The following is a 20,607-nucleotide window of genomic DNA, read 5'->3' as shown; positions in this document are numbered from 1 at the left end:
AGGTTTCCCCGGACGTGTCCTGGAGTGTCCGCTTGCGTTACGTCGTGGTCGAATATCCCCATGACTGCCAGCGACCGCGAGAATGACCCACTGCCACCTCGGGTCGTGGAAGCGTTGCGCTGTTCGGTGTGCGGAACCCGGTTGGGGGCCGTAGATCGCACACTGCGTTGCCAGGACGGTCACTCATTCGATCTAGCTCGACAGGGTTACGTGAACCTGTTGCACGCGCGAATCCCGGCGGGGACGGCGGACACGGCACCGATGGTCGCGGCCCGCGCGGACTTCCTGGCGTCGGGCGCGTACCGGCCGCTCGCGGACGAGCTGGCCCGTGTGTGCGAAGGCGCCGGCGATCTCGTGATCGACGCGGGCGCCGGCACGGGCTACTACCTGGCGCACGTCCTGGAGGCGGCACCGGCGGCGTTCGGCCTGGCGCTGGACGTTTCCGCGGTGGCCCTGCGGCGCGCGGCCCGCGCCCACCCCCGGCTGGGTGCGGCGGTATGGAACCTGTGGGAGCCGTGGCCGGTGGGCGACGAGGTGGCGTCGGCGGTGCTGAACGTCTTCGCGCCGCGCAACGGGCCGGAGTTCCACCGCGTCCTGCGGCCCGGGGGTCTGCTGACGGTCGCGTCCCCGGCCCCGGACCACCTCCGCGAGCTGGGCGACCTCGTGCTGTCGGTGGACGACCGCAAGGAGGAGCGCCTGGACGGCACGCTCGGCGAGTACTTCGCCCGCACCGGGCGGACGGAGGTCCACCGGACGGCGCGGCTGGCCCCGCGGCAGATCCGCCAGGCGGTGGAGATGGGCCCGACGGCCTTCCACCTCGACCGCGGCGACCGCCGCGCCCGCCTGGACGCGCTGGCCGAGCCCCAGGCGGTGACGGTGTCCTTCACGGTCTCCACCTACCGGCGGCTGTGAGACGCTCCCGCTCTCGGCTCCCGGAAGCGATCCCACCGGCTCACGTCGCCGAGGTCTGGAAGGCTGGGTGACGTGAAGCCCGACTGGACCGCGCCCGCGACCCTGCTCGCGGACGCCGAGTGGGTACGCGCCCGCATCGGCGGCGCGGCCAAGCTCTACGGCTGCGCCGCGCCGGAGATCCTCGGCACGATCTGGTGGTACTCGCTCTCCTCGGTGCTGGTGGCCCCGGCGCTCGAGAGCCTGGTCGCCGCGACGGAGAGTGTCGCGAGCCCGGTGCCGTACGGCGGGGCGGACCACTCGACGAGCGTGCGGGCTGCCTCGGCACCGCCCGCAGGCCGTTCCCCTCGGCTCACGCTGGCCGACCCGTCGCTCGACGCCGTGGAGATCGACCTCCTCGCCGACGGCCGGTTCCTCGGCGCCCGGTCCACCCGCTCCCTGTCCGGCGGGCTGCCCGAACTGGGCGCCGCGCTCGGGGAGGCGCTCGGGGCCGCCATCGCCACGATCGCCGCCGTCACCGGCGCCCGGGCGCGCGCCCTCGGGGCCATCGCCACCGACTCGATCGGCAACCGGCTGCTGTGGACGCCCGATCCCGAGCGCGCGATGGCCCTGGCCGAGCCGCTCGTGGCCGCGATCGGCCTGGGCCTGCCGAAGCCGCGATTCGTGCGTGTCGGCCGGACCCCTGCCGTGCGCCGTGCGTCGTGCTGCCTGATCTACGAGGTCGGCAACCCGAAGTGCGTGAGCTGCCCGCGCCAGACGCCGTCCGAGCGTGGCGCGCGGCTTCGCGCCGCCCTGGGCTGACGCACCTCAGTCGAGGACGGCCAGCTCCAGCCCGCGCAGCCGCTCCGGGTCGGCGATGACCTCGATGCCGGTGATCCGGTCGCCGTCGACCTGGAACGCCAGGACGACCGACAGCCGCCCCTCGCGCACCCACAGCAGCCCGGGCGAGCCGTCGACGAGGGCCAGCTCGCTGGTGCGCGCCCGCTCGGACGCCAGCACCGCGCCCTTGCGCACGTTCTCGACGCCGCGCAGTACGACCGGCGCCGGGCTCGGGCCGACGAACCGGTCCGCGTGCAACACCACCTCCGGGTCGAGGAGCGCGAGCAACGCGTCGAAGTCGCCACCCCGCGACGCGGCCAGGAACGCCTCGACGACCTTGCGCCGCCGGGGCAGGCCCGCGTCCGCCGCGGTGCCGCCCTTGACCCGCCGCCGGGCCCGGCTCGCGAGCTGCCGGGCGGCCGCCGGGGTCTTGTCGATCATCGGCGCGATCTCGTCGAACGGCACGGCGAACATGTCGTGCAGCACGAACGCGACCCGCTCGGCGGGCGCCAGCGCGTCGAGCACCACCAGCAGCGCCAGCCCGACCGTGTCGGCCAGCTCCGCTTCCTGCTCGGGGTCCCGGCGGTCCTCGCCCTGCTCGGGCCGGCCGTCCAGAGGCTCCTCACGGTGATTGCGACGCGTGCGAAGCATGGACAGGCACACCCGCGCGACGACGGTCGTCAGCCACGCCCCGATGTTCTCGACCTCGCCGGTGTCGGTGCGGTCGAACCGCAGCCAGGCCTCCTGGAGGGCGTCGTCGGCTTCGCTCGCCGAACCGAGCATCCGGTAGGCGACCGCCCGCAGCCGCGCCCGCTCCTGCTCGAACCGCTCGGTCAGCGTGTCCACCGTGTCCCGTTCCTTCCGCGTCGCCGTCGTAGGAGTAGACCCCGCGACAGCGGCCGATGTGACGAGAACGCACGACCCCGTGAGTGATCTGAGTCATCCCGGACGGCCGCAGTGACACCAGGTCGGCCGCCAGCAGGGCGACCTTCCGGCGGCTCCTGCGCGCCGAGCGTCGCCACTCCGGCGGTCACCCGGATCGGCAGCTCAGAGCACGCAGAACTCGTTGCCCTCCGGATCGGCCATCAGGAAGTGGTCCGGGCGGCCGTCCAGCTCGTACTCCCGCACCACCGTCGCGCCCGCCGCGGTGAGCCGGGCGACCGCTTCGACGACCCGCTCCCACCGCGTGTCCCACGGAACCTCGCGCCCGCCGCCGGCCTGGATGTCCAGGTGCAAGCGGTTCTTCACGGTCTTTCCCTCGGGCACCTTCAGGAAGCTGAGGTTCGGCAGCACGCCTTCGGGATCGCTGAGGTACGCGCCGTCGTCCCATTCCGACTCGGGCACACCGTGGTGGGAGAACCAGTCTTCCCAGCGGGCGAACCCGGCCGGCGGCGGCCGCTCGATGTAGCCGAGGGCTACCGCCCAGAACCTCGCCAGCACGCGGGGCTCCGCGCAGTCCACCGTCAGAGTCCACCGCACCGTCACGGGCGAAGCGTAGCCGCGAGAAGCGCCACCGCACCCTTCGCGACGGCGATTCCCCGGGCCGCGACGTGGTTTTCGTCCAGCGGCGCGACCGGGTCCGACACCATGACGCTGGTGACCAGCGAACGGCCGTCCGCCGTGCACGCCAGGTAGTTCAAGGTGAGCACGCCGGGTTCGCTGCCGCCCTTGAACCAGACCTCCGGGAACTTCGCCCGGTCGAGTCCCAGGCCACCGTCGTTCAGCGACAACGCGTGCCCGATCTCCGGCTGGTTCTCCTTCCGCAGCCCCGAGAACGCACGGCAGATGTCGCCCGGCGAACCGAACCACTCGATGTCGTCGATCTTCTCGGGCGCCTGCCAGCCCTGGAGCCCGGTGAGCGGGAGGCGTTCCAGCCCGGCGACCGCCGCGGGCCGCGCCCAGCGGGGCAGCGCCAGGTAGGCGTCCGCCCGGGCCGGGTACTGCGTGGCCTTGAGCTCGAACAGCGCCTTCGTTGTCAGGAACGGGATGTTCGCCGACGGCCGCTGGTTGCCGAACGCGGTGACCTGCCGTTGCACGGCGTCCCGGCCGAGGCGGTGGATCAGGTGGTCGGTCGCGGTGTTGTCGCTGATCGAGATCATCTTGTCGGCGTACGCGGACAACGGGAGCCGTGTGCCGGCCGGTTCGTTCTGCAGCACCCCGGACGGCAGGCTCTTCCAGTCGTCACGGATCGCCAGCTGCTCGCTCCACGACGCTTTGTGCTCGGCGACCGCCTTGCCGAGCGCGCCCAGGACGTAGAGCTTGAAGGCCGAACCCAGCGGCCGCTGCACGTCGTCGCGCACGCCGTGCACGACCTGGCAACGCCCGTCCGGGAGGATCTCCGACGCGCCGAACGACACCCGGGCGCCGAGCGCCGCGAGCTGCGCGTCGACCTCCGACCAGGACGCCGGCACCGGATCGTCCGGGGTCACCGCCAGCCCGTCGATCAGCCCGGCCGGGTCGACGTGGAGGTCGAGCAGGTAGTCGTCGGCCGGCCCGTGGACCGCGGCCGCCACGTGGTCCGGGGCCTCCGTGACGATCCGTTTCACCTCGATCGGGCCGAGCCGGGCGAACGCGCCGTTGACGCCCGCCGTGCCGCCCGCGGCGGTCAGCAGTGCTTCGGCGACGTGCTCGCGCACCTCGGCGTCGGACACCGGGACTCGCCCGGTCGCGTCGACCACCCACTCGAGCTGGTGCGTCGCCGTGGGTACTTCGGCGGCCTGGGCCACCGGGGCCACCAGCGGCGCCAGCGGCACCAGGACCGCGAGCACGCCCGCTATCGCTGTCTTCATCTCTCCCCCTGCGTTTCCATCGTTCCCCCTCGGTCACCGGCTACTCTTCGGGCGGCCGGATCCACAGCCCGGCCACCTGGCCGTCGCCGCGGTAAGTCACCTGCACCGTCCGCTCTCCGGCCTCGAAGGCCAGCGGCATGTGGACGACCGTGTAGTCACCCGTGGACCGCGCATACGGCTCCCCCATCCGCTCGTACCGTCCGACCGACCCGGCCAGCTGGGCCCAGGCGAGCCGCAACTCGTCCTCACCGACCGCTGCCTGCATGCGGTCGTCGAAGTCCCGGCGCACTTCGTGCCACTGACAACTGACGAGCTCCGCCACGAGCTCTTCGGCGCGGTGGATGGCGTCGGGCGGGTTCAGCTCCACCATGGACACCCCCGTCGCCGGGTCGACCGGCCGGCCGAACCGCTGGAAGGCGGCCTGCCGGCTGGTCCCCAGCAGATCGCCGATCTCTTGCCAGGTGTGCCCGGCCTCCCTGGCCGCTTCCACGGCTTCCCGCAACGTCGCCTCGGCGGCGCGAACTTTCCGCAACGCCTCGCCGACTTCGGCCAGTGGCCCGTGCTTCGGCACGCTGTCAAGAATGAATTGACGACCCGGGTTTGTCAAGTCACTCTTTACGTGTTCGCGCTGCCGGCGGGCAGCACTCCGACAAGTGGCGTCACAGTACTGGCGATTTCGCCCTGATCCCTGGCGAGGTGGCAGCGGCTTGCCACACGCGGCGCATTTCATGCTTTCGAGTGTAGCGCACGGAATCCTATTACGTGCTACGCTCGGCAGCACGAAATGGTCCCGCCCATCACCTGGGAGGCGTGGCCATCCGATGGGGAGGACGGTTACGGTGAGAACCGATGAGTGAACGCACCTGGGGCTTCCGCACCCGAGCACTGCACGCGGGCGGCACCCCCGATCCGGCGACCGGCGCGCGGGCCGTGCCGATCTACCAGACCACGAGCTTCGTCTTCGAGGACGCCGCCGACGCGGCGAACCTCTTCGCGCTGCAGAAGTACGGCAACATCTACAGCCGCATCGGGAACCCGACCGTCGCCGCGTTCGAGGAGCGGATCGCCAGCCTCGAGGGCGCCATCGGCGGCGTCGCCACCGCGAGCGGGCAGGCCGCGGAATTCCTCACCTTCAGCGCGCTCGCCGAGGCGGGTGACCACATCGTGTCGGCGAGCGGTCTCTACGGCGGCACGGTGACCCAGCTGACCGGCACGCTCCGGCGGTTCGGCGTGGAGACGACCTTCGTCAGCGGCGGCATCGACGACTACGCGGCCGCGATCACCGACCGGACCCGGCTGCTCTACACCGAGGTGATCGGCAACCCCGGTGGCGGCATCGCCGACCTCGCGGCACTGGCGGATCTCGCGCACTCCCACGACATCCCGCTGGTGGTGGACGCGACGCTGGCGACGCCGTACCTGTGCCGCCCGATCGAGCACGGCGCCGACATCGTGCTGCACTCGGCGACGAAGTTCCTCGGCGGTCACGGGACGACGCTCGGCGGGATCGTCGTCGAGTCCGGGAAGTTCGACTGGGGCAACGGGAAGTTCCCGCGGATGACCGAGACCGTGGAGAGCTACGGCGGCCTGAGGTACTGGGAGAACTTCGGCGAGTACGCGTTCTGCACGCGGCTGCGTGCCGAGCAGCTGCGGGACATCGGCGCGGCCCTGTCGCCGCACTCGGCTTTCCTGTTGCTGCAAGGGGTCGAGACGCTCCCGCAGCGGATGGACGCGCACGTGGCCAACGCCAGGGCGGTCGCCGAGTACCTCGAAGCGGACCCACGGGTGGCCTGGGTGTCCTACGCCGGATTGCCGGCCCACCCGCACCACGACCTGGCGAAGAAGTACCTGCCCGCCGGGCCGGGCGCGGTGTTCTCGTTCGGCATCGACGGTGGCCGGGCGGCGGGTGAGACGTTCGTCGAATCGGTGGAGCTGCTGTCGCACCTGGCGAACGTCGGGGACGCGCGGACCCTCGTGATCCACCCGGCGTCGACCACGCACGCGCAGCTGTCGGAGGAGCAGCTCGCGGCCGCGGGGGTCGGGCCCGACCTCATCCGGCTGTCGATCGGCCTGGAAGACGTCGACGACATCCTCTGGGACCTCGACCAGGCACTGGGCAAGGCGGTGGCCGGATGACGTACGCGGTGGGAGCCGTCGAGCGGCGGGCGATCCTCGACCGGACGAAATCGGTGACACTGGTGGGCGCGTCCGCGAACCCGGCGCGGCCCAGTTACTTCGTGGCGACGTACCTGCTCTCGTCGACGCGCTACGAGGTCAACTTCGTGAACCCGCGGCTGGACACGTTGTTCGGGAAACCGGTGTACGCCTCGCTCAAGGACGTACCGGGAGAACCGGACCTGGTCAGCGTGTTCCGGAAGCACGATGACCTGCCGCAGGTGGCCGAAGAAGTGATCGACGCCGGCGCGCGGACGCTGTGGCTGCAGCTCGGGCTCTGGCACGAGCCGGCGGCCGACCGGGCGCGGGCGGCCGGGCTGGATGTCGTCATGAACCGGTGCGTCAAGATCGAACACGCGCGCTTCGCCGGCGGGCTCCACCTGGCCGGGTTCAACACCGGCGTGATCAGCTCACGGAGGCAATCGGCACCCTAGGGGAAGAGGACACCCGTCCCCGCTGTTGGCCCGGGTATGACCGAGAACCTGGCGATCACCTTGTCCGGTGGCCCGACCGCGCTCCTGGAGCTGGGCGGTGTCCGGCTGCTCACCGACCCGACCTTCGACGCACCCGGCGACCACCCGGTCGGCAACCGCGTGCTGGTCAAAACCGAGGACTCGGTGCTGACCGAAGACGCGGTCGGTGTGGTGGACGCCGTGTTGCTGTCGCACGACCAGCATCCCGACAACCTGGATGATCGCGGCCGGGCCTACCTCGGAACGGTGCCGCTGACTCTGGTGACCCCCAGCGGGGCCGAGCGGCTGGGCGGGACCGCGCGGGGGCTCGAGCCGTGGGAGGAGGTTCAGGTCGGACGGTTGACCGTGACCGCGGTCCCGGCGTTGCACGGGCCGGAGGGCGCCGAGGCGACGACCGGCGAGGTCACCGGGTTCGTGCTCGGCGGCGACGGCCTGCCGACGGTGTACGTCAGCGGGGACAACGCGTCGGTCGAACTGGTGCGGGAGATCGCGTCGCGGTTCCGGGTCGACATCGCGGTGCTGTTCGCCGGCGCGGCACGGACGGCCTTCTTCGACGGCGCTCCGCTCACGTTGACCAGCGCGAACGCCGCCGAGGCAGCGAAGGTGCTCGGCGCAGCGAAGGTGGTGCCACTGCACTTCCGCGGCTGGCAGCACTTCAGCGAAGGGCCGGACGCGCTCCGGAAGGAGTTCGAGGCGGCCGACCTCGCCGACCGGCTCGTGCTGCTCGAGCCTGGCGGGCGCGCGGAGGTCTGACGCCGGAGGCATCGCCGGTCGACGTCGGTTCGGTCGACGTCTGTCCGGTTGCGGGTGGACTGCTGACTCGACCGCGAAAATAGCGAGTTCGAGGCGCGCGGGGCTTCCCTTCGCGCCCGTGAGAAGCTGGTGACATGGCCAAACCCACCCCGCTGCAGTTCCGGAACATCCTCGTCGCCGTGCTGGCGGCGGCGGCCTTCGTCTGGAGCGTCGTGGCCGGGCTGGAGTGGTGGGTGAGCGCGATCATCGGCTGCGCTTGTGTCCTGTCGCTGGCCTCCGCCTACCTCAACCGGCCGAACGCCGGCTGATCGCGGATCGGCCGCAGGCCGACCGCGACCCGGCCAGGGGTCGATCGCGAGCCGCCGGCCACGGACGGGGCTCGCGACCCCTCACCGCGTCTTGGCGAACCGGGCCTTCACGTTCGTCCGGCCCGCTTCGGTGAGCCGGCCGAACAGGCGGAGGCGGGCCAGCCCGCCGTCCGGGTAGATGTCCAGGCGGGCCTCCGTGACCTCCGGGCCGTCCTTCAGCGCGAAGCGGTGGCGGGTGTCCGGCTGCAGGCGGGTCTTCGGCAACAGCGTGACCCACTCGCCGTACGTGTCGCGGCCGCTGACCGACGCCCAGCCCGGGGCGTTGCCCTTGAGGTTGCTCGTGTCCAGCTCGGCGAACCGGACGATGCCCGCGCCCGCCAGGCGCAGCGTCAGCCAGTCGTTGCCGTCGTCGCGGCGGCGGGCTGTCTCCCAGCCCTCGGCCTGGTGCGCTGCCAGTCCCGGCGAGAGCACGTTGTTCGGCGACGAATAGAACTTGTTGCTGCAGCCGGTGACCAGGGCACCGTTCTCCAGGGCCGCCAGGTCGAGCGCGTCCAGGTCCAGCAGTTCCGGGTCCGGGATCGGGGTGCCGTGCACGCGCAGGCGCGCCACTCCGCCGTCCGGGTGCTGGGTCAACCTGACGTGCGTGTAGCGACGCGAACCGTTGATCGCGTAGAAGTTCTCCGTGTGGCCGGCCGCGGGGGCGCGGTCGACCAGGACGTCCCAGTCCGCTTCGGACAGTTCGGCCGCCGACGGGTAGCCCGGTACCGATGCCGCCTCGACCGAGACGAACGGCGGGTAGTTGCCCTTGAAGAACGCCGTGTCGACGACGACGCCGGTGACCGTACCGGCCAGGCCGAGCCTCACCACGGCCTGGTCGTCGCCCGGCTCGCGGTGGCGGCGGGTCTCCCAGCCGTCGTAGACCTGGCCCTTCGGGCCGAACGTCTCGGCGCGGTGCGCCGGCGTCCACGGGTTGACCAGGTTCTCCTTCTCGGCGAACAGCTCGTCGGTCGCCCACATCACCGTCCCGCCGAAGCGGCGTGACGCGAGGTCGGGCAAATCCGTCCACACAGGACGGTCAGGGCGGTCGGACAAGGCAGCCTCCATCTCAGCAGTCCCCCCGGGTCAGCAACGCGCCGCGAGGCTCGTCACCGGTGATTTCGGTGCCCCGCAACCAGGTCGAGCGCACGACGCCGGCGAGCGGCCGCCGGTCGTACGCGCTGACCGGGTTGCGGTGCTTCAGCTTCGCGACGTCGACCACGAACGCCTCCTCCGGCGCGAACACGCAGAAGTCGGCGTCGTAGCCCACCGCGAGGTGGCCCTTGCGGCGCATCCCGGCCTGCGCGGCCGTCCGCTCGGCCATCCAGCGGACGACGTCGGTGAGCGCGAACCCGCGCTGCCGCGCCTGCGTCCAGATCGCCGGCAGCCCCAGCTGCAAGCTGGAGATCCCGCCCCAGGCGAGCCCGAAATCGCCGCTGTCGAAGCGTTTCAGCTCCGGCGTGCACGGTGAATGGTCGCTGACGACGGTGTCGATCACGCCGTCGGCGAGCCCGCTCCAGAGCAGCTCGCGGTTGGCCGCCTCCCGGATCGGCGGGCAGCACTTGAACTGCGTCGCGCCGTCGCGGATCTCCTCCGCGATGAAGCTCAGGTAGTGCGGGCAGGTCTCGGCCGTCAGCGCAACCCCGTCGCGGCGCGCCGAAGCGACCAGCGGCAGAGCCTCCGCCGAGGACAGGTGCAGGATGTGCGCGCGGGCGTCGTTGCGGCGGGCCGCTTCGATGACGTGCGTGATCGCGAGGTTCTCCGCCGCGCGTGGCCGGGACCGCAGGAAGTCGACATAGCGACCGCCGTGCGGCTCCGGTGCTTCGTCGATCTCGTGCGCGTCCTCGGCGTGGACGATCATCAGCGCGTCGAAGGAACTCAGCTCCCGCAACGCTTCGTCGAGTCCCGCCGGGTCGAGCGGCGGGAACTCGTCGACGCCCGAGTGGAGCAGGAAGCACTTGAAGCCGAACACTCCGGCGTCGTGCAGGCCACGCAGATCCCCGACGTTGCCGGGGATCGCGCCGCCCCAGAAGCCGACGTCGACGTGCACGCGTCCGGTCGCCGCCTTGCGCTTGACCTCCAGCGCCGCGACGTCGACCGTCGGCGGCAGGCTGTTGAGCGGCATGTCCACGAACGTGGTCACCCCGCCCGCGGCCGCCGCGCGGGTCGCCGTCTCGAAGCCCTCCCACTCGGCGCGGCCGGGATCGTTGACGTGGACGTGCGTGTCGACGAGTCCCGGCAGCAGCACGACGTCGTCGCCGAGGTCGATTTCGCGGTCGCCGGACAGCGAAGCGCCGCCGGGTTCGACGGCGACGATCCGGCCGCCGTCGACGCCGAGAGTCGCCGGAACCTCGCCCTCGGCCGTGACAGCCCGGGCCGCGCGCACCACAAGTTCCATCCGAAAGCCCTTCTCCGGGAGGAATGAACCACCGCCGATTTCACAGTACGGAAAGACGGTTTCGCACAACGACAGTAACCACGGCGCGCGCCGCTCGTCAACGACGGACGCGGCACGTCGCCGATCCGAGCGAAAGCAGGCGGAAACGGCCCGGCACCGACACCCGTTCCGCTGTGGCTGTCGGTCGAATCGGCGCCCGTGACCCAGTACGGTCATCCTCGTGCGGCTTGAAGCGGAGTTCACGAGCGAACCGTTCCACGGCGAGGGTTCGCCGCCCGAGCACGCGCTCGCCGCGCGGGACGCCGCCGCGGAAGCGGGACTGGAGACGGACTTCGGACCGCTCGGGACGCTCGCAAGGGGCGAGGCGAAGGAGCTTTTCGAGGCACTCCCGGCGATCGCGAAGGCGGCGATGGAAGGGGGTGCCACGCAGGTCACCCTGCAGGTGCGCCGAGTCGATCCGCGGACCGACGCGCCTGCCGTCGCGAAGCCCGCATCCGGAGGCGCCGCGCCGGTCGAACTGACCGACGCCCTCGCCCGGCTCATCGCCGATGTCGAACGCGAAGTGGGCGCCAAGCTCGGCGACCTCGACCGGCCCGGCAAGCAGCGCGCCGTCCGGTTGCTGCGTGAACGCGGGGCCTTCGGCCTGCGGAAATCCGTCTCGTCGGTGGCCGACGCGCTGGGGGTCACGCGGTTCACCGTCTACAACTACCTCAACCGCGAAGTGGACTGACCAGCGCTTTCAACAAAATGTTGACGGAACTCCGGCGCCGACGTACGGTCAGCGGGACGCCACTCACGAGGAGTTCCCCGTGCCGCTCACCCTCACCGACTTCAACGCCGCCGACGCCGATGACGTGCGTCCGGCGTTGACCGCCTGCCTCGCCGTCCCCCGATGGGTGGACGCGATTCTCGGCCATCGGCCCTACGAAAGCCGAGATGCGCTGCGAGCTGCCGCCCAGCTGCCCCTAAGCAGCGACGAAATCCGGCAGGCCATGGCCGCCCACCCCCGGATCGGGGAAAAGCCGAAGCAGCAAGGCACCGAGGGCGACTGGTCGCGCTCGGAACAGTCCGGTGTGGACAACGCCGACGCCTTCGCCGCCGCGAATGCCGAGTACGAAGCCAAGTTCGACCACGTCTACCTCGTCTGCGCGAGCGGCCGCAGCGGGGAAGAGCTGTTGAAGATCCTCGAAAGCCGGCTGGACAACGACCCCGCGACCGAACTGGCCGTCGCCGGTCGGGAGCTGCTGAAGATCGCCGAACTCCGACTCGCGAAAGCGGTGACCGCGTGAGCCTCGTGACCACCCACGTCCTGGACACGGCGAGCGGGCGCCCCGCGCCGGGGATCGCCGTCCGCTTCGAAACCGTCGAGGGGAAGCCGATCGCCGACGGTCGCACCGACGACGACGGCCGCATCCGCGACCTCGGCCCCGAAACCCTGGACCCCGGCGCCTACCGGTTGGTCTTCGACACCGGCGCCTACCTGGGGCCGGACGCCTTCTTCCCGGAGGTGACCCTCACCTTCCGGATCTCCGACGGCACCGCGCACCACCACGTGCCGCTCCTGCTCAGCCCGTTCGCCTATTCGACCTACCGAGGGAGCTGAACCGTGGCCATCACCCTGGGCCCCAACCAGTACGGCAAGGCGGAGGTCCGCCTGGTGACGGTGCGCCGCGACGGCCCCGTGCACCACCTGAAGGACCTCACCGTCTCGACGTCGCTGCGCGGCGAGCTCGCCGCGACGCACCTCACCGGCGACAACGCGGGCGTGCTCGCGACCGACACGCAGAAGAACACCGTGTACGCCTTCGCGAAGGAAGCGCCGGTCGGCGAGATCGAGGACTTCGCGCTGCGCCTGGCGCGGCACTTCACCGGCACGCAGGGGAACATCACCGGCGCGCGGGTCAAGGTCGACGAGCACGGCTGGGACCGGATCGCCGTCGGCGGCGAGCCGCACGACCACGCGTTCAGCCGTTCCGGCGACGAACGGCGCACGACCGCGGTGACGATCCGCAACGGCCGGGCGTGGGTGGTGTCCGGCATCGACGGCCTGACCCTGCTCAAGTCGACCGGCTCGGAGTTCCACGGCTTCCCGCGCGACGAGTACACGACGCTCGCCGAGACCGACGACCGGATTCTCGCGACGGCTGTCACGGCGAAGTGGCGCTACGAGGGCGAGGGCATCGACTGGGCCGAGAGCCACCGCGAGATCCGGCGGCTGATGCTCGAGACGTTCGCGACGAAGCACAGCCTTTCGCTGCAGCAGACGCTCTACGCGATGGGAGCGGCGGTACTGGAGGCGCGGCCGGAGGTAGCCGAGGTGCGGCTGTCGCTGCCGAACAAGCACCACTTCCTGGTGGACCTGAGCCCGTTCGGTCTGAAGAACGACAACGAAGTGTTCTACGCGGCGGACAGGCCGTACGGCCTGATCGAGGGCACGATCCTGCGCGACGACGCCGAGGACCCGGGCCCGGCCTGGGACATCCACTAGCGGAGGCCCAGTCGCCGTCCCCAACGCAGCCCCCACCCTCTCCGGGGGACCGGCCCCGCTTCCAGTGTATCGGGGGTGGCCGACGGAACCCGGGAAAAGCCGTGGTCGGCGCTGGTTTGTCCACATCCCCGAACCCCTGTGGACAACCCCGGCCCACGAACCGCCAGAGTCGGTAGAACGCTCTACTGAGCGCGTATCCTCGAACCCGTGGCAGGGACCAAGGAACGCATCATGGCCGCCGGCGCCGAGCTGTTCCGGCGCAACGGCTACAGCGGTACCGGGCTGAAGCAGATCGTCTCGGAGGCGAATGCTCCCTTCGGGTCGCTCTACCACTTCTTCCCCGGGGGCAAGGAGCAGCTCGGCCAGGAGGTCATCCGGACCTCCGGCCTCGCCTACATCCAGCTCTTCGACCTCTTCATCGCGCCCGCCCCCGATCTGGTCAGTGGGGTCGAGGCCTTCTTCGCCGCCGGGATCGCGACGCTCGAAGCCACCGACTACGTCGAAGGGTGCCCGATCGCGACCGTCGCCTTGGAGGTCGCCGCCACCAATGAACCTCTGCGGCAGGCCACCGCCGATGTCTTCACCGCCTGGATCGACGCCGGGACCGAGCGGTTCGCCAAGTTCGGCATCGGCACCGAGGCCGCCCGGACGCTCACCATCACCGCCGTCAACAACCTCGAAGGCGCCTTCGTCCTCTGCCGCTCGCTGCGGGACACCGAGGCCATGGCCGTCGCCGGAGCCGCGACCGTGGACGTCGCCCGGCGACTGCTTCAAGAAAACACGCAACTTTAGTCGGGAATCCAACAAGAATACTCAACATGGCGCTTGACCGCGCAGCAACGGACATCGAAGCTACGCAGTGGTCTAGTCCTCCTGCCTACAACGCCGTCCGGTTGGAGCCGCCATGCGCCGAGTCCTCGCCGTCCTCGCCACCGCCCTCGCGGCGGTGACCCTCGTCAGCACACCCGCCCGCGCCCTCGAAAACGGGCTCGCTCGAACACCCCCGATGGGGTGGAACACCTGGAACACGTTCGAATGCGACATCAACGAAACCCTGGTCAAGCAGACCACCGACCTGATGGTCAGCTCCGGGATGCGCGACCGCGGCTACACCTACGTCAACCTCGACGACTGCTGGATGACCAAGACCCGTGACGCCACGGGCCACCTCGTCGCCGACCCCGGGAAGTTCCCCAGCGGCCTCAAGGCCCTCGGCGACTACATCCACGCGCGCGGGATGAAGTTCGGGATCTACGAGAGCGCCGGCAGCGAGACCTGCCAGCACTACCCCGGCAGCCTCGGCCACGAGCAGACCGACGCGAACAGCTTCGCGAGCTGGGGCGTCGACTACCTCAAGTACGACAACTGCGGCAGCCCCGGCGGGGAAACCCAGCAGGACTACGTCCGCCGCTACTCCGCGATGCGCGACGCCCTGAAGGCCACCGGCCGCCCGATCGCCTACAGCATCTGCGAATGGGGCAACTTCAGCCCGTCGACCTGGGCGCCGGACGTCGGCAACCTGTGGCGCACCACCGGTGACATCACCAACAACTGGGGCAGCATCGACTCGATCTACCGCCAGAACGTCGGGCTCGCCTCCGCCGCGAAACCCGGCGCCTGGAACGACCCCGACATGCTCGAAGTCGGCGACGGCATGGACTTCCAGGAGGACCGCGCCCACTTCACGCTCTGGGCCGCGATGGCCGCGCCGCTGATCGCGGGCGCCGACCTCCGCTCCGCCGGCGTCGCCACCTTCTCGACCTACCTCAACGGCGACGTCATCGCCGTCGACCAGGACCCGCTCGGCAAGCAGGCGACGCGGATCTCGTCGAGCGGCGGCCTCGACGTCCTCACGAAACCGCTCCAGGGCGGGGACGTCGCCGTCGTGCTGTTCAACGAAAACGGCACCACGAAGACCGTCTCGACGACGGCCGCCGCGGCCGGGCTGCCCGCCGCGTCGAGCTACCGGCTGACCAACCTGTGGACGAAGGAGCAGACCACGAGCACCGGCGCGATCAGCGCGGACGTGCCGTCGCACGGCACCGTCATCTACCGCGTCAAGGCCGGTGCCGCCGGCAGCTCCACCGCCCAGCCGCTGCAGGGCGCGTCGTCGTCGCGCTGCGTAGACATCAACGGCAACGTCACCACGCCCGGCACCAAGGTCGACATCTGGGACTGCGACGGCGGCCCGAACCAGTCCTGGACGTTCACGAGTGCCGGCGAGCTGAAGGCCAACGGCCTCTGCCTCGACGCCAACGAGGGCGGCACGGCGGCCGGGACCAAGCTGATCGTCTGGACCTGTCACGGCGGCGCGAACCAGAAGTTCAAGCTGAACCCCGACGGCTCGATCACCGGCACGCAGACCGGCCTGTGCGTCGACGTCACCGGCGGCGACAAGCCCGCCGGCAACGTCAACGGCACTCAGCTCGAGCTCTGGGGCTGCAACGACGACGCCAACCAGAACTGGCAGCTCAAGTAGCGGTCAGGTGCTCCGGCCGCACCGGGACGCGCGCGAGCGCGAGCCCGGTCGCGGCGCGGATCGCCGCGACGATCGCCGGGGTCGACGAGATCGTCGGCGGCTCCCCCACCCCGCGCAGGCCGTACGGCGCGTGCGGGTCCGGGCGCTCCAGGACGTCGATGCTCATCGGCGGCATGTCCAGGACCGTCGGGATCAGGTAGTCGGTGAAGGAGGGGTTCCGGATCTTCCCGCCGGAGGTCTGGATCTCCTCCATCACCGCGAGCCCGAGCCCCTGCGCCGAACCGCCCTGGATCTGGCCCAGCACGGCCTGCGGGTTCAGCGCCTTGCCGACGTCCTGGGCGCAGTCCAGCGCGACCACCTTCACCAGACCCAGCTCGGTGTCGACGTCCACGACCGCCCGGTGCGCGGCGAACGCGTACTGCACGTGCGCGGTGCCCTGCCCCGTCTCCGGATCCAAGGGAGAAGTAGGCCGGTGCCGCCATTCCGTCGTCTCGTCGTAGACGTCGTCGCCGAGGACGTCCACCAGGTCGGCGAGCACCTGACCGTCCTCCGCGACGAGCTTGCCGCCGACGATGCGCGCCTTCCGGCCGAACCGGGAAAGCAGCCGCGACCGCACCGCGCCGCAGGCGGCCTGGACCGCGCCGCCGGTGACGTAGGTCTGGCGTGACGCCGACGTCGAGCCGCCGTTGCCGATCGAGGTGTCCATCGGCAGGATCGTCACCCGGTCGACGCCCAGCTCGGTCCGGACGATCTGCTGCATGATCGTGACGAGCCCCTGGCCGACTTCGCAGGCCGCGGTGTGCACCGTGGCGGCCGGTTCGCCGCCGACGACCTGCAGGCGCACGCGGGCCGTCGAGTAGTCGTCGAAGCCTTCGGAGAAGCAGACGTTCTTGATCCCGACGGCGTACCCGACCCCGCGGACGACACCTTCGCCGTGCGTCGTGTTCGAGACCCCGCCGGGCATGTGCCGCAGGTCGAACGGCCGCTCCGGCGGCATCGGCTTGTCCCGCACCAGCCCGAGCAGCTCCGCGACCGGGGCGGCCGAGTCGACGACCTGGCCGGTCGGCATCAGGTCGCCCTCGCTCATCGCGTTGCGGACGCGGATCTCGACCGGGTCCAGCCCGCAGGCCGCGGCGAGCTTGTCCATCTGCGACTCGTACCCGAAGGCGGCCTGCACCGCGCCGAACCCGCGCATCGCGCCGCACGGCGGGTTGTTCGTGTAGGTGCCCCAGCAGTCGACCGACACACTGTCCACTTTGTACGGTCCGACGCCCAGCGTGGCCGCGTTCGCGACGACCGCGCCCGTCGAGGACGCGTACGCGCCGCCGTCGAGGTACAGGCGCGTCCGCACGTACACGAGACGGCCGTCGCGGGTGGCGCCGTGCTCGTAGTACATCTTCGCCGGGTGACGGTGCACGTGGCCGTAGAAGGACTCTTCGCGGTTGTAGACCATCTTCACCGGCTTGCCGGTGTGCAAGGCCAGCAAGCACGCGTGCACCTGCATCGACAGGTCCTCGCGACCGCCGAACGCCCCGCCGACGCCACCGAGGGTCAGCCGCACCTTCTCGGCCGGCAGCCCCAGCGCGGCGACGATCTGCTGCTGGTCGACGTGCAGCCACTGCGTCGCGACGTACAGGTCGACGCCGCCTTCGGTATCCGGCACCGCGAGCCCGGACTCCGGGCCGAGGAACGCCTGGTCCTGCATGCCGACCTCGTAGACGCCCGAGACGACGACGTCGGCCGAGACGTCCTGGGCACCGTGGCGGATCTTGACGTGCCGGACGACGTTGCCCCCGGAGTGCAGCGAAGGCCCTTCGCCCGCGACAGCCGCTTCGGAGTCCGTCACCGGAGCAAGCTCTTCGAAGGAAACGACGATCCGCTTCATCGCGCGACGCGCCGTCTCCGGGTGGTCGGCGGCGACCAGCGCCACCGGCTCGCCCTGGTAGCGCACGACGTCGGACGCGAGCACCGGCTGGTCGGAGTGCTCCAGGCCGTAGTGGTTGACGCCGGGGACGTCCTCGTGCGTCAGCACCGCGTACACACCGGGCACGGTGAGGGCGTCGGTGATGTCGATCGCCGTGATCCGCGCGTACGGGTGCGGGCTGCGCAGGGTCACGCCCCACACCATGTCCTCGTGCCACAGGTCGGAGGAGTAGGCGAACTCGCCGCGGACCTTGACCGTGCCGTCGGGGCGCTGCGGCGACGTGCCGACGCCGTTGACCGTCTGCGTGCTGACCGTGGTGGTCATCTGCCCTCCCTCAACCGGGCGCTCGCGGCCGCCAGCTCCGACGCGATCCCGGCCTCGTCCGCCTCGCGCAGAGTCCCGTCCTCGACGACGGCCTTGCCGCCGACGAACAGGCGCCGCACCGGCGGCGTCGTGCCGAGCACGAGCGCCGCGACCGGGTCGGTGATCCCCGCGTAGTTCAGGCCGGTCAGGTCCCAGACGGCGAGGTCGGCGAGCTTGCCGGGTTCGATCGACCCGAGGTCGGCGGCCCGGCCCAGGCAGCGGGCGCCGCCCATGGTGCCCATCCACAACGCCTCACGCGTGGTGAGGCCGCGCGGGCCGCCGCGCTGACGGGCCTGCAGCAACGCCTGGTGCAGTTCCTCGCCGAGGCCGCCGGACTCGTTGGACGCGGCCCCGTCGGCGCCGAGGCCGACCGCCACGCCCGCGTCGAGCAGGTCGCGGACGGGGGCGATGCCGGCGCCGATGCGGCCGTTGGACGTCGGGCAGTGCGCCGAGCCGGTGCCGGTCGCGCCGAAGCGGCGGATCGCCTCGGGCGCGAGGTGGATGGTGTGCGCGAGCCAGACGTCTTCCGCGAGCCAGCCCAGCTTGTCGGCGTACTCGGCGGGCGTGCAGCCGACCTCGGCGAGGCACTGCTTCTCCTCGTCGAGGGTCTCGGCGAGGTGCGTGTGCAGGCGGACGCCCTTGCGGCGGGCCAGCTCGGCCGCGCCGGACATCAGCCGCTCGGTGACCGAGAACGGCGAGCACGGGCCCGCGGCGATCTGCAGGTGGGCTTCCGGAGCGGAGTCGTGGAAGCGGTCGATCGCGGCTTCGGTGCCGGTCAGCGCTTCTTCGGTCGACTCGACGAGGTTGTCCGGTGGCAGCCCGCCGTCGGACTCGCCGCGGTCCATGGACCCGCGTACGACGTGCAGCCGGACGCCGATCCGCTGCCGGGCCGCGGCCAGCGCCGCGACCTGGTCGCCGCCGTCGCGGGGGAAGACGTAGTGGTGGTCGGCGACGGTCGTGCACCCGGTCAGGGCGAGCCGGGCCATCCCGGCGGTGCCCGCGGCGTGCGTGATCTCCGCGTCGAGCCGGCCCCAGACCGGGTACAGCGCGACCAGCCACTCGAAGAGCGTGTGGTCGGCGGCCATCCCGCGGGTGGCCCACTGGTAGAGGTGGTGGTGGGTGTTGATCAGGCCGGGCGTGACCAGGCAGCCCGAGGCGTCGACGCGCTCGTCGAACTCGCCGGTGTAGACGCCTTCGCCGACTTCGGCGATCCGGTCGTTCTCGACGACGACGTGACCGCTCGCGTATTCCTCACCGCTGACCGTGGCGACCGCGCCACCGGAGATGAGCGTCCTCACGCGACTGTGTCCTTTCCAAGAGGGCCCTTCGCGACCGCGCGCACCGCGTCGAGGATCTTCTCGTAGCCGGTGCAGCGGCACAGGTTGCCGGCCAGGGCTTCGCGGATCTCCTCGTCGCTCGGGTCGGGCACGCGGTCCAGCAGGTCGTGCGCGGCGACGACCAGGCCGGGCGTGCAGAACCCGCACTGGACCGCACCGGCGTCCACAAAGGACTGCTGGACGGGGTCGAGCGTGTCGCCGTCGGCCAGCCCCTCGACCGTGCGCACCGCGCGTCCCTCGGCCTGCCCGGCCGCGACCAGGCAGGCGCACACCGGGACGCTGTCGAGGTAGACCGTGCAGGACCCGCATTCGCCCTGCTCACAGGCGTTCTTCGAGCCCGGCAGGCCGAGCCGCTCCCGCAGCACGTAGAGCAGGCTTTCCCCTTCCCAGACGTCGTCCGCCTGCCGTTGCTCGCCGTTGATCTCGACATTCAGGCGCATGCGCGCTCCCCCGTCCGGTGTTCGTCCCAGGCCCAAGTCAACGTACGCCGGGCTAGTACCCCCAACGCGTGCTTCCGATACGCGGCGCTGCCGCGGACGTCGTCGATCGGCGACGCCGCTTCGGCGACCAGCTCGCCGAAGCGGCGCTTCAGCGAGTCCGTCAGCGGCTCGGACGAGCCCCACGGCAGTTCCGCGGCGAGGAACGCCTCGGCGTCACGGGCGTGGCGTGGGGTCGGCGCGGCGGATCCGATCGCGGCACCGACCTGGCCGTCGCGCAGGGCCAGTGCAAACGAGCAGACCGCGATGACCATGGCGTTGCGCGTCCCGACCTTGGCGAACTGCTGCGGCCCGGCGTGCGCGGGCAGGTGGACGGCGGTGATCAGCTCGTCCGGCTCGAGCGCGTGGCGTTTCACCCCGACGTAGAACTCCTCCGCGCGGAGGACCCGGGTCCCCCGGACGGAGGCCACCTCGACTCGCGCGTCCAGGGCCAGCAGCACCGGGTGGGTGTCCCCGGCGGGTGACGCCGCGCCGAGGTTGCCGCCGACCGTGCCGCGGTTGCGGATCTGGGGCGACCCGACCGTGCGTGACGCCATGGCCAGCGCCGGGACGGATTCACCCAGTTCAGCGATGACGCGGCTGTACGGGACTCCCGCGCCGAGCCGGACGGTGCCGTCCGATGTAGACCACTTAGTCAGCTCGGCCACGCGGGTCAGGTCGAGCAGGGCCTCGGGACGCCGGTGGTCGAAGTTCAGCTCGACCATGACGTCGGTGCCGCCGGCGATCGGCACGGCGCCGGGCCGCTCGGCCTTGAGGGCCAGTGCCTCGGCGAGCGTCGCGGGACGCAGGAACTCCACTCTTGCTCCTTCGTGAAGGGCGATAGACCAGTAGACGCCGGACCGGGGGTGGGCGGCAACGG

Annotated in this window: 22 protein-coding genes; 12 read left to right on the top strand and 10 right to left on the bottom strand. The window is 71.2% G+C overall.

What is annotated here, in order from left to right:
* Positions 1 to 60: 60 nt before the first annotated feature.
* Positions 61 to 912 carry a putative RNA methyltransferase gene (locus tag ABZ342_RS14820; protein WP_360472979.1) on the top strand — a complete coding sequence of 284 codons (852 nt, stop codon included), beginning with the start codon at positions 61 to 63 and terminating at the stop codon, positions 910 to 912.
* A 72-nt stretch (positions 913 to 984) separates the two neighbouring features.
* Positions 985 to 1,710 (top strand): (2Fe-2S)-binding protein, encoded by a 726-nt coding sequence (locus ABZ342_RS14815; protein WP_360472976.1) that lies wholly within the window; start codon positions 985 to 987, stop codon positions 1,708 to 1,710.
* Between the two features lie 6 nt (positions 1,711 to 1,716).
* On the opposite strand, the gene ABZ342_RS14810 is transcribed toward ABZ342_RS14815, so the two are convergent.
* The 4 genes from ABZ342_RS14810 to ABZ342_RS14795 form a co-directional block, all read right to left on the bottom strand.
* The gene (locus ABZ342_RS14810) at positions 1,717 to 2,574 is read right to left on the bottom strand and encodes a sigma-70 family RNA polymerase sigma factor (RefSeq protein ID WP_360472973.1); all 858 of its coding nucleotides are present in this window, start codon (positions 2,572 to 2,574) and stop codon (positions 1,717 to 1,719) included.
* A 201-nt stretch (positions 2,575 to 2,775) separates the two neighbouring features.
* Complete coding sequence (locus ABZ342_RS14805) at positions 2,776 to 3,213, bottom strand: VOC family protein (RefSeq protein ID WP_196425522.1); 438 nt, start codon at positions 3,211 to 3,213, stop codon at positions 2,776 to 2,778.
* On the bottom strand, positions 3,210 to 4,517 hold the full coding sequence (locus tag ABZ342_RS14800) for a serine hydrolase (protein ID WP_360472970.1): 1,308 nt from the start codon (positions 4,515 to 4,517) through the stop codon (positions 3,210 to 3,212). The genes ABZ342_RS14805 and ABZ342_RS14800 overlap by 4 nt, the downstream gene beginning before the upstream one ends.
* A 40-nt stretch (positions 4,518 to 4,557) precedes the next feature.
* The gene (locus ABZ342_RS14795) at positions 4,558 to 5,088 is read right to left on the bottom strand and encodes a DUF3887 domain-containing protein (RefSeq protein ID WP_360472967.1); all 531 of its coding nucleotides are present in this window, start codon (positions 5,086 to 5,088) and stop codon (positions 4,558 to 4,560) included.
* A 278-nt stretch (positions 5,089 to 5,366) separates the two neighbouring features.
* On the opposite strand from ABZ342_RS14795, the gene ABZ342_RS14790 reads away from it, so the two are divergent.
* The 4 genes from ABZ342_RS14790 (at position 5,367) to ABZ342_RS14775 (ending at position 8,226) form a co-directional block, all read left to right on the top strand.
* Entirely contained in the window at positions 5,367 to 6,653 is a 1,287-nt protein-coding gene (locus ABZ342_RS14790; RefSeq protein ID WP_360472964.1) for an O-acetylhomoserine aminocarboxypropyltransferase/cysteine synthase family protein, read from the top strand.
* The gene (locus ABZ342_RS14785; protein WP_360472962.1) at positions 6,650 to 7,126 is read left to right on the top strand and encodes a CoA-binding protein; all 477 of its coding nucleotides are present in this window, start codon (positions 6,650 to 6,652) and stop codon (positions 7,124 to 7,126) included. The genes ABZ342_RS14790 and ABZ342_RS14785 overlap by 4 nt, the downstream gene beginning before the upstream one ends.
* Positions 7,127 to 7,162: 36 nt before the next feature.
* Entirely contained in the window at positions 7,163 to 7,918 is a 756-nt protein-coding gene (locus tag ABZ342_RS14780; RefSeq protein WP_360472959.1) for an MBL fold metallo-hydrolase, read from the top strand.
* A 134-nt stretch (positions 7,919 to 8,052) separates the two neighbouring features.
* Positions 8,053 to 8,226 (top strand): hypothetical protein, encoded by a 174-nt coding sequence (locus tag ABZ342_RS14775; RefSeq protein WP_196425520.1) that lies wholly within the window; start codon positions 8,053 to 8,055, stop codon positions 8,224 to 8,226.
* A gap of 81 nt (positions 8,227 to 8,307) precedes the next feature.
* Here ABZ342_RS14775 and alc read toward each other — a convergent pair whose 3' ends face one another.
* The gene (gene alc / locus ABZ342_RS14770) at positions 8,308 to 9,330 is read right to left on the bottom strand and encodes an allantoicase (protein ID WP_155545294.1); all 1,023 of its coding nucleotides are present in this window, start codon (positions 9,328 to 9,330) and stop codon (positions 8,308 to 8,310) included.
* Position 9,331: 1 nt separating this feature from the next.
* Positions 9,332 to 10,660 carry an allantoinase AllB gene (gene allB, locus ABZ342_RS14765; protein ID WP_360472955.1) on the bottom strand — a complete coding sequence of 443 codons (1,329 nt, stop codon included), beginning with the start codon at positions 10,658 to 10,660 and terminating at the stop codon, positions 9,332 to 9,334.
* A 220-nt stretch (positions 10,661 to 10,880) separates the two neighbouring features.
* On the opposite strand from allB, the gene ABZ342_RS14760 reads away from it, so the two are divergent.
* The 6 genes from ABZ342_RS14760 (at position 10,881) to ABZ342_RS14735 (ending at position 15,627) form a co-directional block, all read left to right on the top strand.
* Positions 10,881 to 11,390 carry a helix-turn-helix domain-containing protein gene (locus tag ABZ342_RS14760; protein ID WP_360472953.1) on the top strand — a complete coding sequence of 170 codons (510 nt, stop codon included), beginning with the start codon at positions 10,881 to 10,883 and terminating at the stop codon, positions 11,388 to 11,390.
* A 79-nt stretch (positions 11,391 to 11,469) separates the two neighbouring features.
* The gene (gene uraD, locus ABZ342_RS14755; RefSeq protein WP_360472950.1) at positions 11,470 to 11,949 is read left to right on the top strand and encodes a 2-oxo-4-hydroxy-4-carboxy-5-ureidoimidazoline decarboxylase; all 480 of its coding nucleotides are present in this window, start codon (positions 11,470 to 11,472) and stop codon (positions 11,947 to 11,949) included.
* Positions 11,946 to 12,263 (top strand): hydroxyisourate hydrolase, encoded by a 318-nt coding sequence (gene uraH, locus ABZ342_RS14750; protein ID WP_360472947.1) that lies wholly within the window; start codon positions 11,946 to 11,948, stop codon positions 12,261 to 12,263. The genes uraD and uraH overlap by 4 nt, the downstream gene beginning before the upstream one ends.
* 3 nt (positions 12,264 to 12,266) lie before the next feature.
* The gene (gene pucL, locus ABZ342_RS14745; protein ID WP_360472944.1) at positions 12,267 to 13,148 is read left to right on the top strand and encodes a factor-independent urate hydroxylase; all 882 of its coding nucleotides are present in this window, start codon (positions 12,267 to 12,269) and stop codon (positions 13,146 to 13,148) included.
* 231 nt (positions 13,149 to 13,379) lie between these two features.
* Positions 13,380 to 13,940 carry a TetR/AcrR family transcriptional regulator gene (locus ABZ342_RS14740; RefSeq protein ID WP_155547286.1) on the top strand — a complete coding sequence of 187 codons (561 nt, stop codon included), beginning with the start codon at positions 13,380 to 13,382 and terminating at the stop codon, positions 13,938 to 13,940.
* Between the two features lie 112 nt (positions 13,941 to 14,052).
* Positions 14,053 to 15,627: an alpha-galactosidase gene (locus ABZ342_RS14735; protein ID WP_360472941.1), complete on the top strand. Its 1,575-nt coding sequence runs from the start codon at positions 14,053 to 14,055 to the stop codon at positions 15,625 to 15,627.
* Here ABZ342_RS14735 and pucD read toward each other — a convergent pair.
* The 4 genes from pucD to ABZ342_RS14715 are packed head-to-tail and all read right to left on the bottom strand — an operon-like array spanning position 15,620 to position 20,545.
* Positions 15,620 to 17,875, bottom strand: coding sequence for a xanthine dehydrogenase subunit D (pucD, locus tag ABZ342_RS14730; protein WP_360472938.1), 2,256 nt, complete (start codon positions 17,873 to 17,875; stop codon positions 15,620 to 15,622). The two genes, ABZ342_RS14735 and pucD, sit on opposite strands and share 8 nt — an antisense overlap.
* Entirely contained in the window at positions 17,872 to 19,212 is a 1,341-nt protein-coding gene (locus ABZ342_RS14725) for an 8-oxoguanine deaminase (RefSeq protein ID WP_360472936.1), read from the bottom strand. The genes pucD and ABZ342_RS14725 overlap by 4 nt, the downstream gene beginning before the upstream one ends.
* Positions 19,209 to 19,691 carry a (2Fe-2S)-binding protein gene (locus tag ABZ342_RS14720; RefSeq protein ID WP_360472933.1) on the bottom strand — a complete coding sequence of 161 codons (483 nt, stop codon included), beginning with the start codon at positions 19,689 to 19,691 and terminating at the stop codon, positions 19,209 to 19,211. Before ABZ342_RS14720 ends, ABZ342_RS14725 begins: the two co-directional genes overlap by 4 nt.
* A complete protein-coding gene (locus ABZ342_RS14715; protein ID WP_360472930.1) occupies positions 19,682 to 20,545 on the bottom strand; it encodes a xanthine dehydrogenase family protein subunit M in 864 nt (287 codons plus the stop codon). The genes ABZ342_RS14720 and ABZ342_RS14715 overlap by 10 nt, the downstream gene beginning before the upstream one ends.
* Between the last annotated feature and the right edge of the window lie 62 nt (positions 20,546 to 20,607).

This window comes from Amycolatopsis sp. NPDC005961 (genome assembly GCF_040629235.1).
In the GTDB taxonomy this organism is placed as follows: domain Bacteria; phylum Actinomycetota; class Actinomycetes; order Mycobacteriales; family Pseudonocardiaceae; genus Amycolatopsis; species Amycolatopsis camponoti.
Note: the sequence above shows the minus strand (reverse complement) of the source record. Positions and strands in the feature narration are given on the sequence as shown.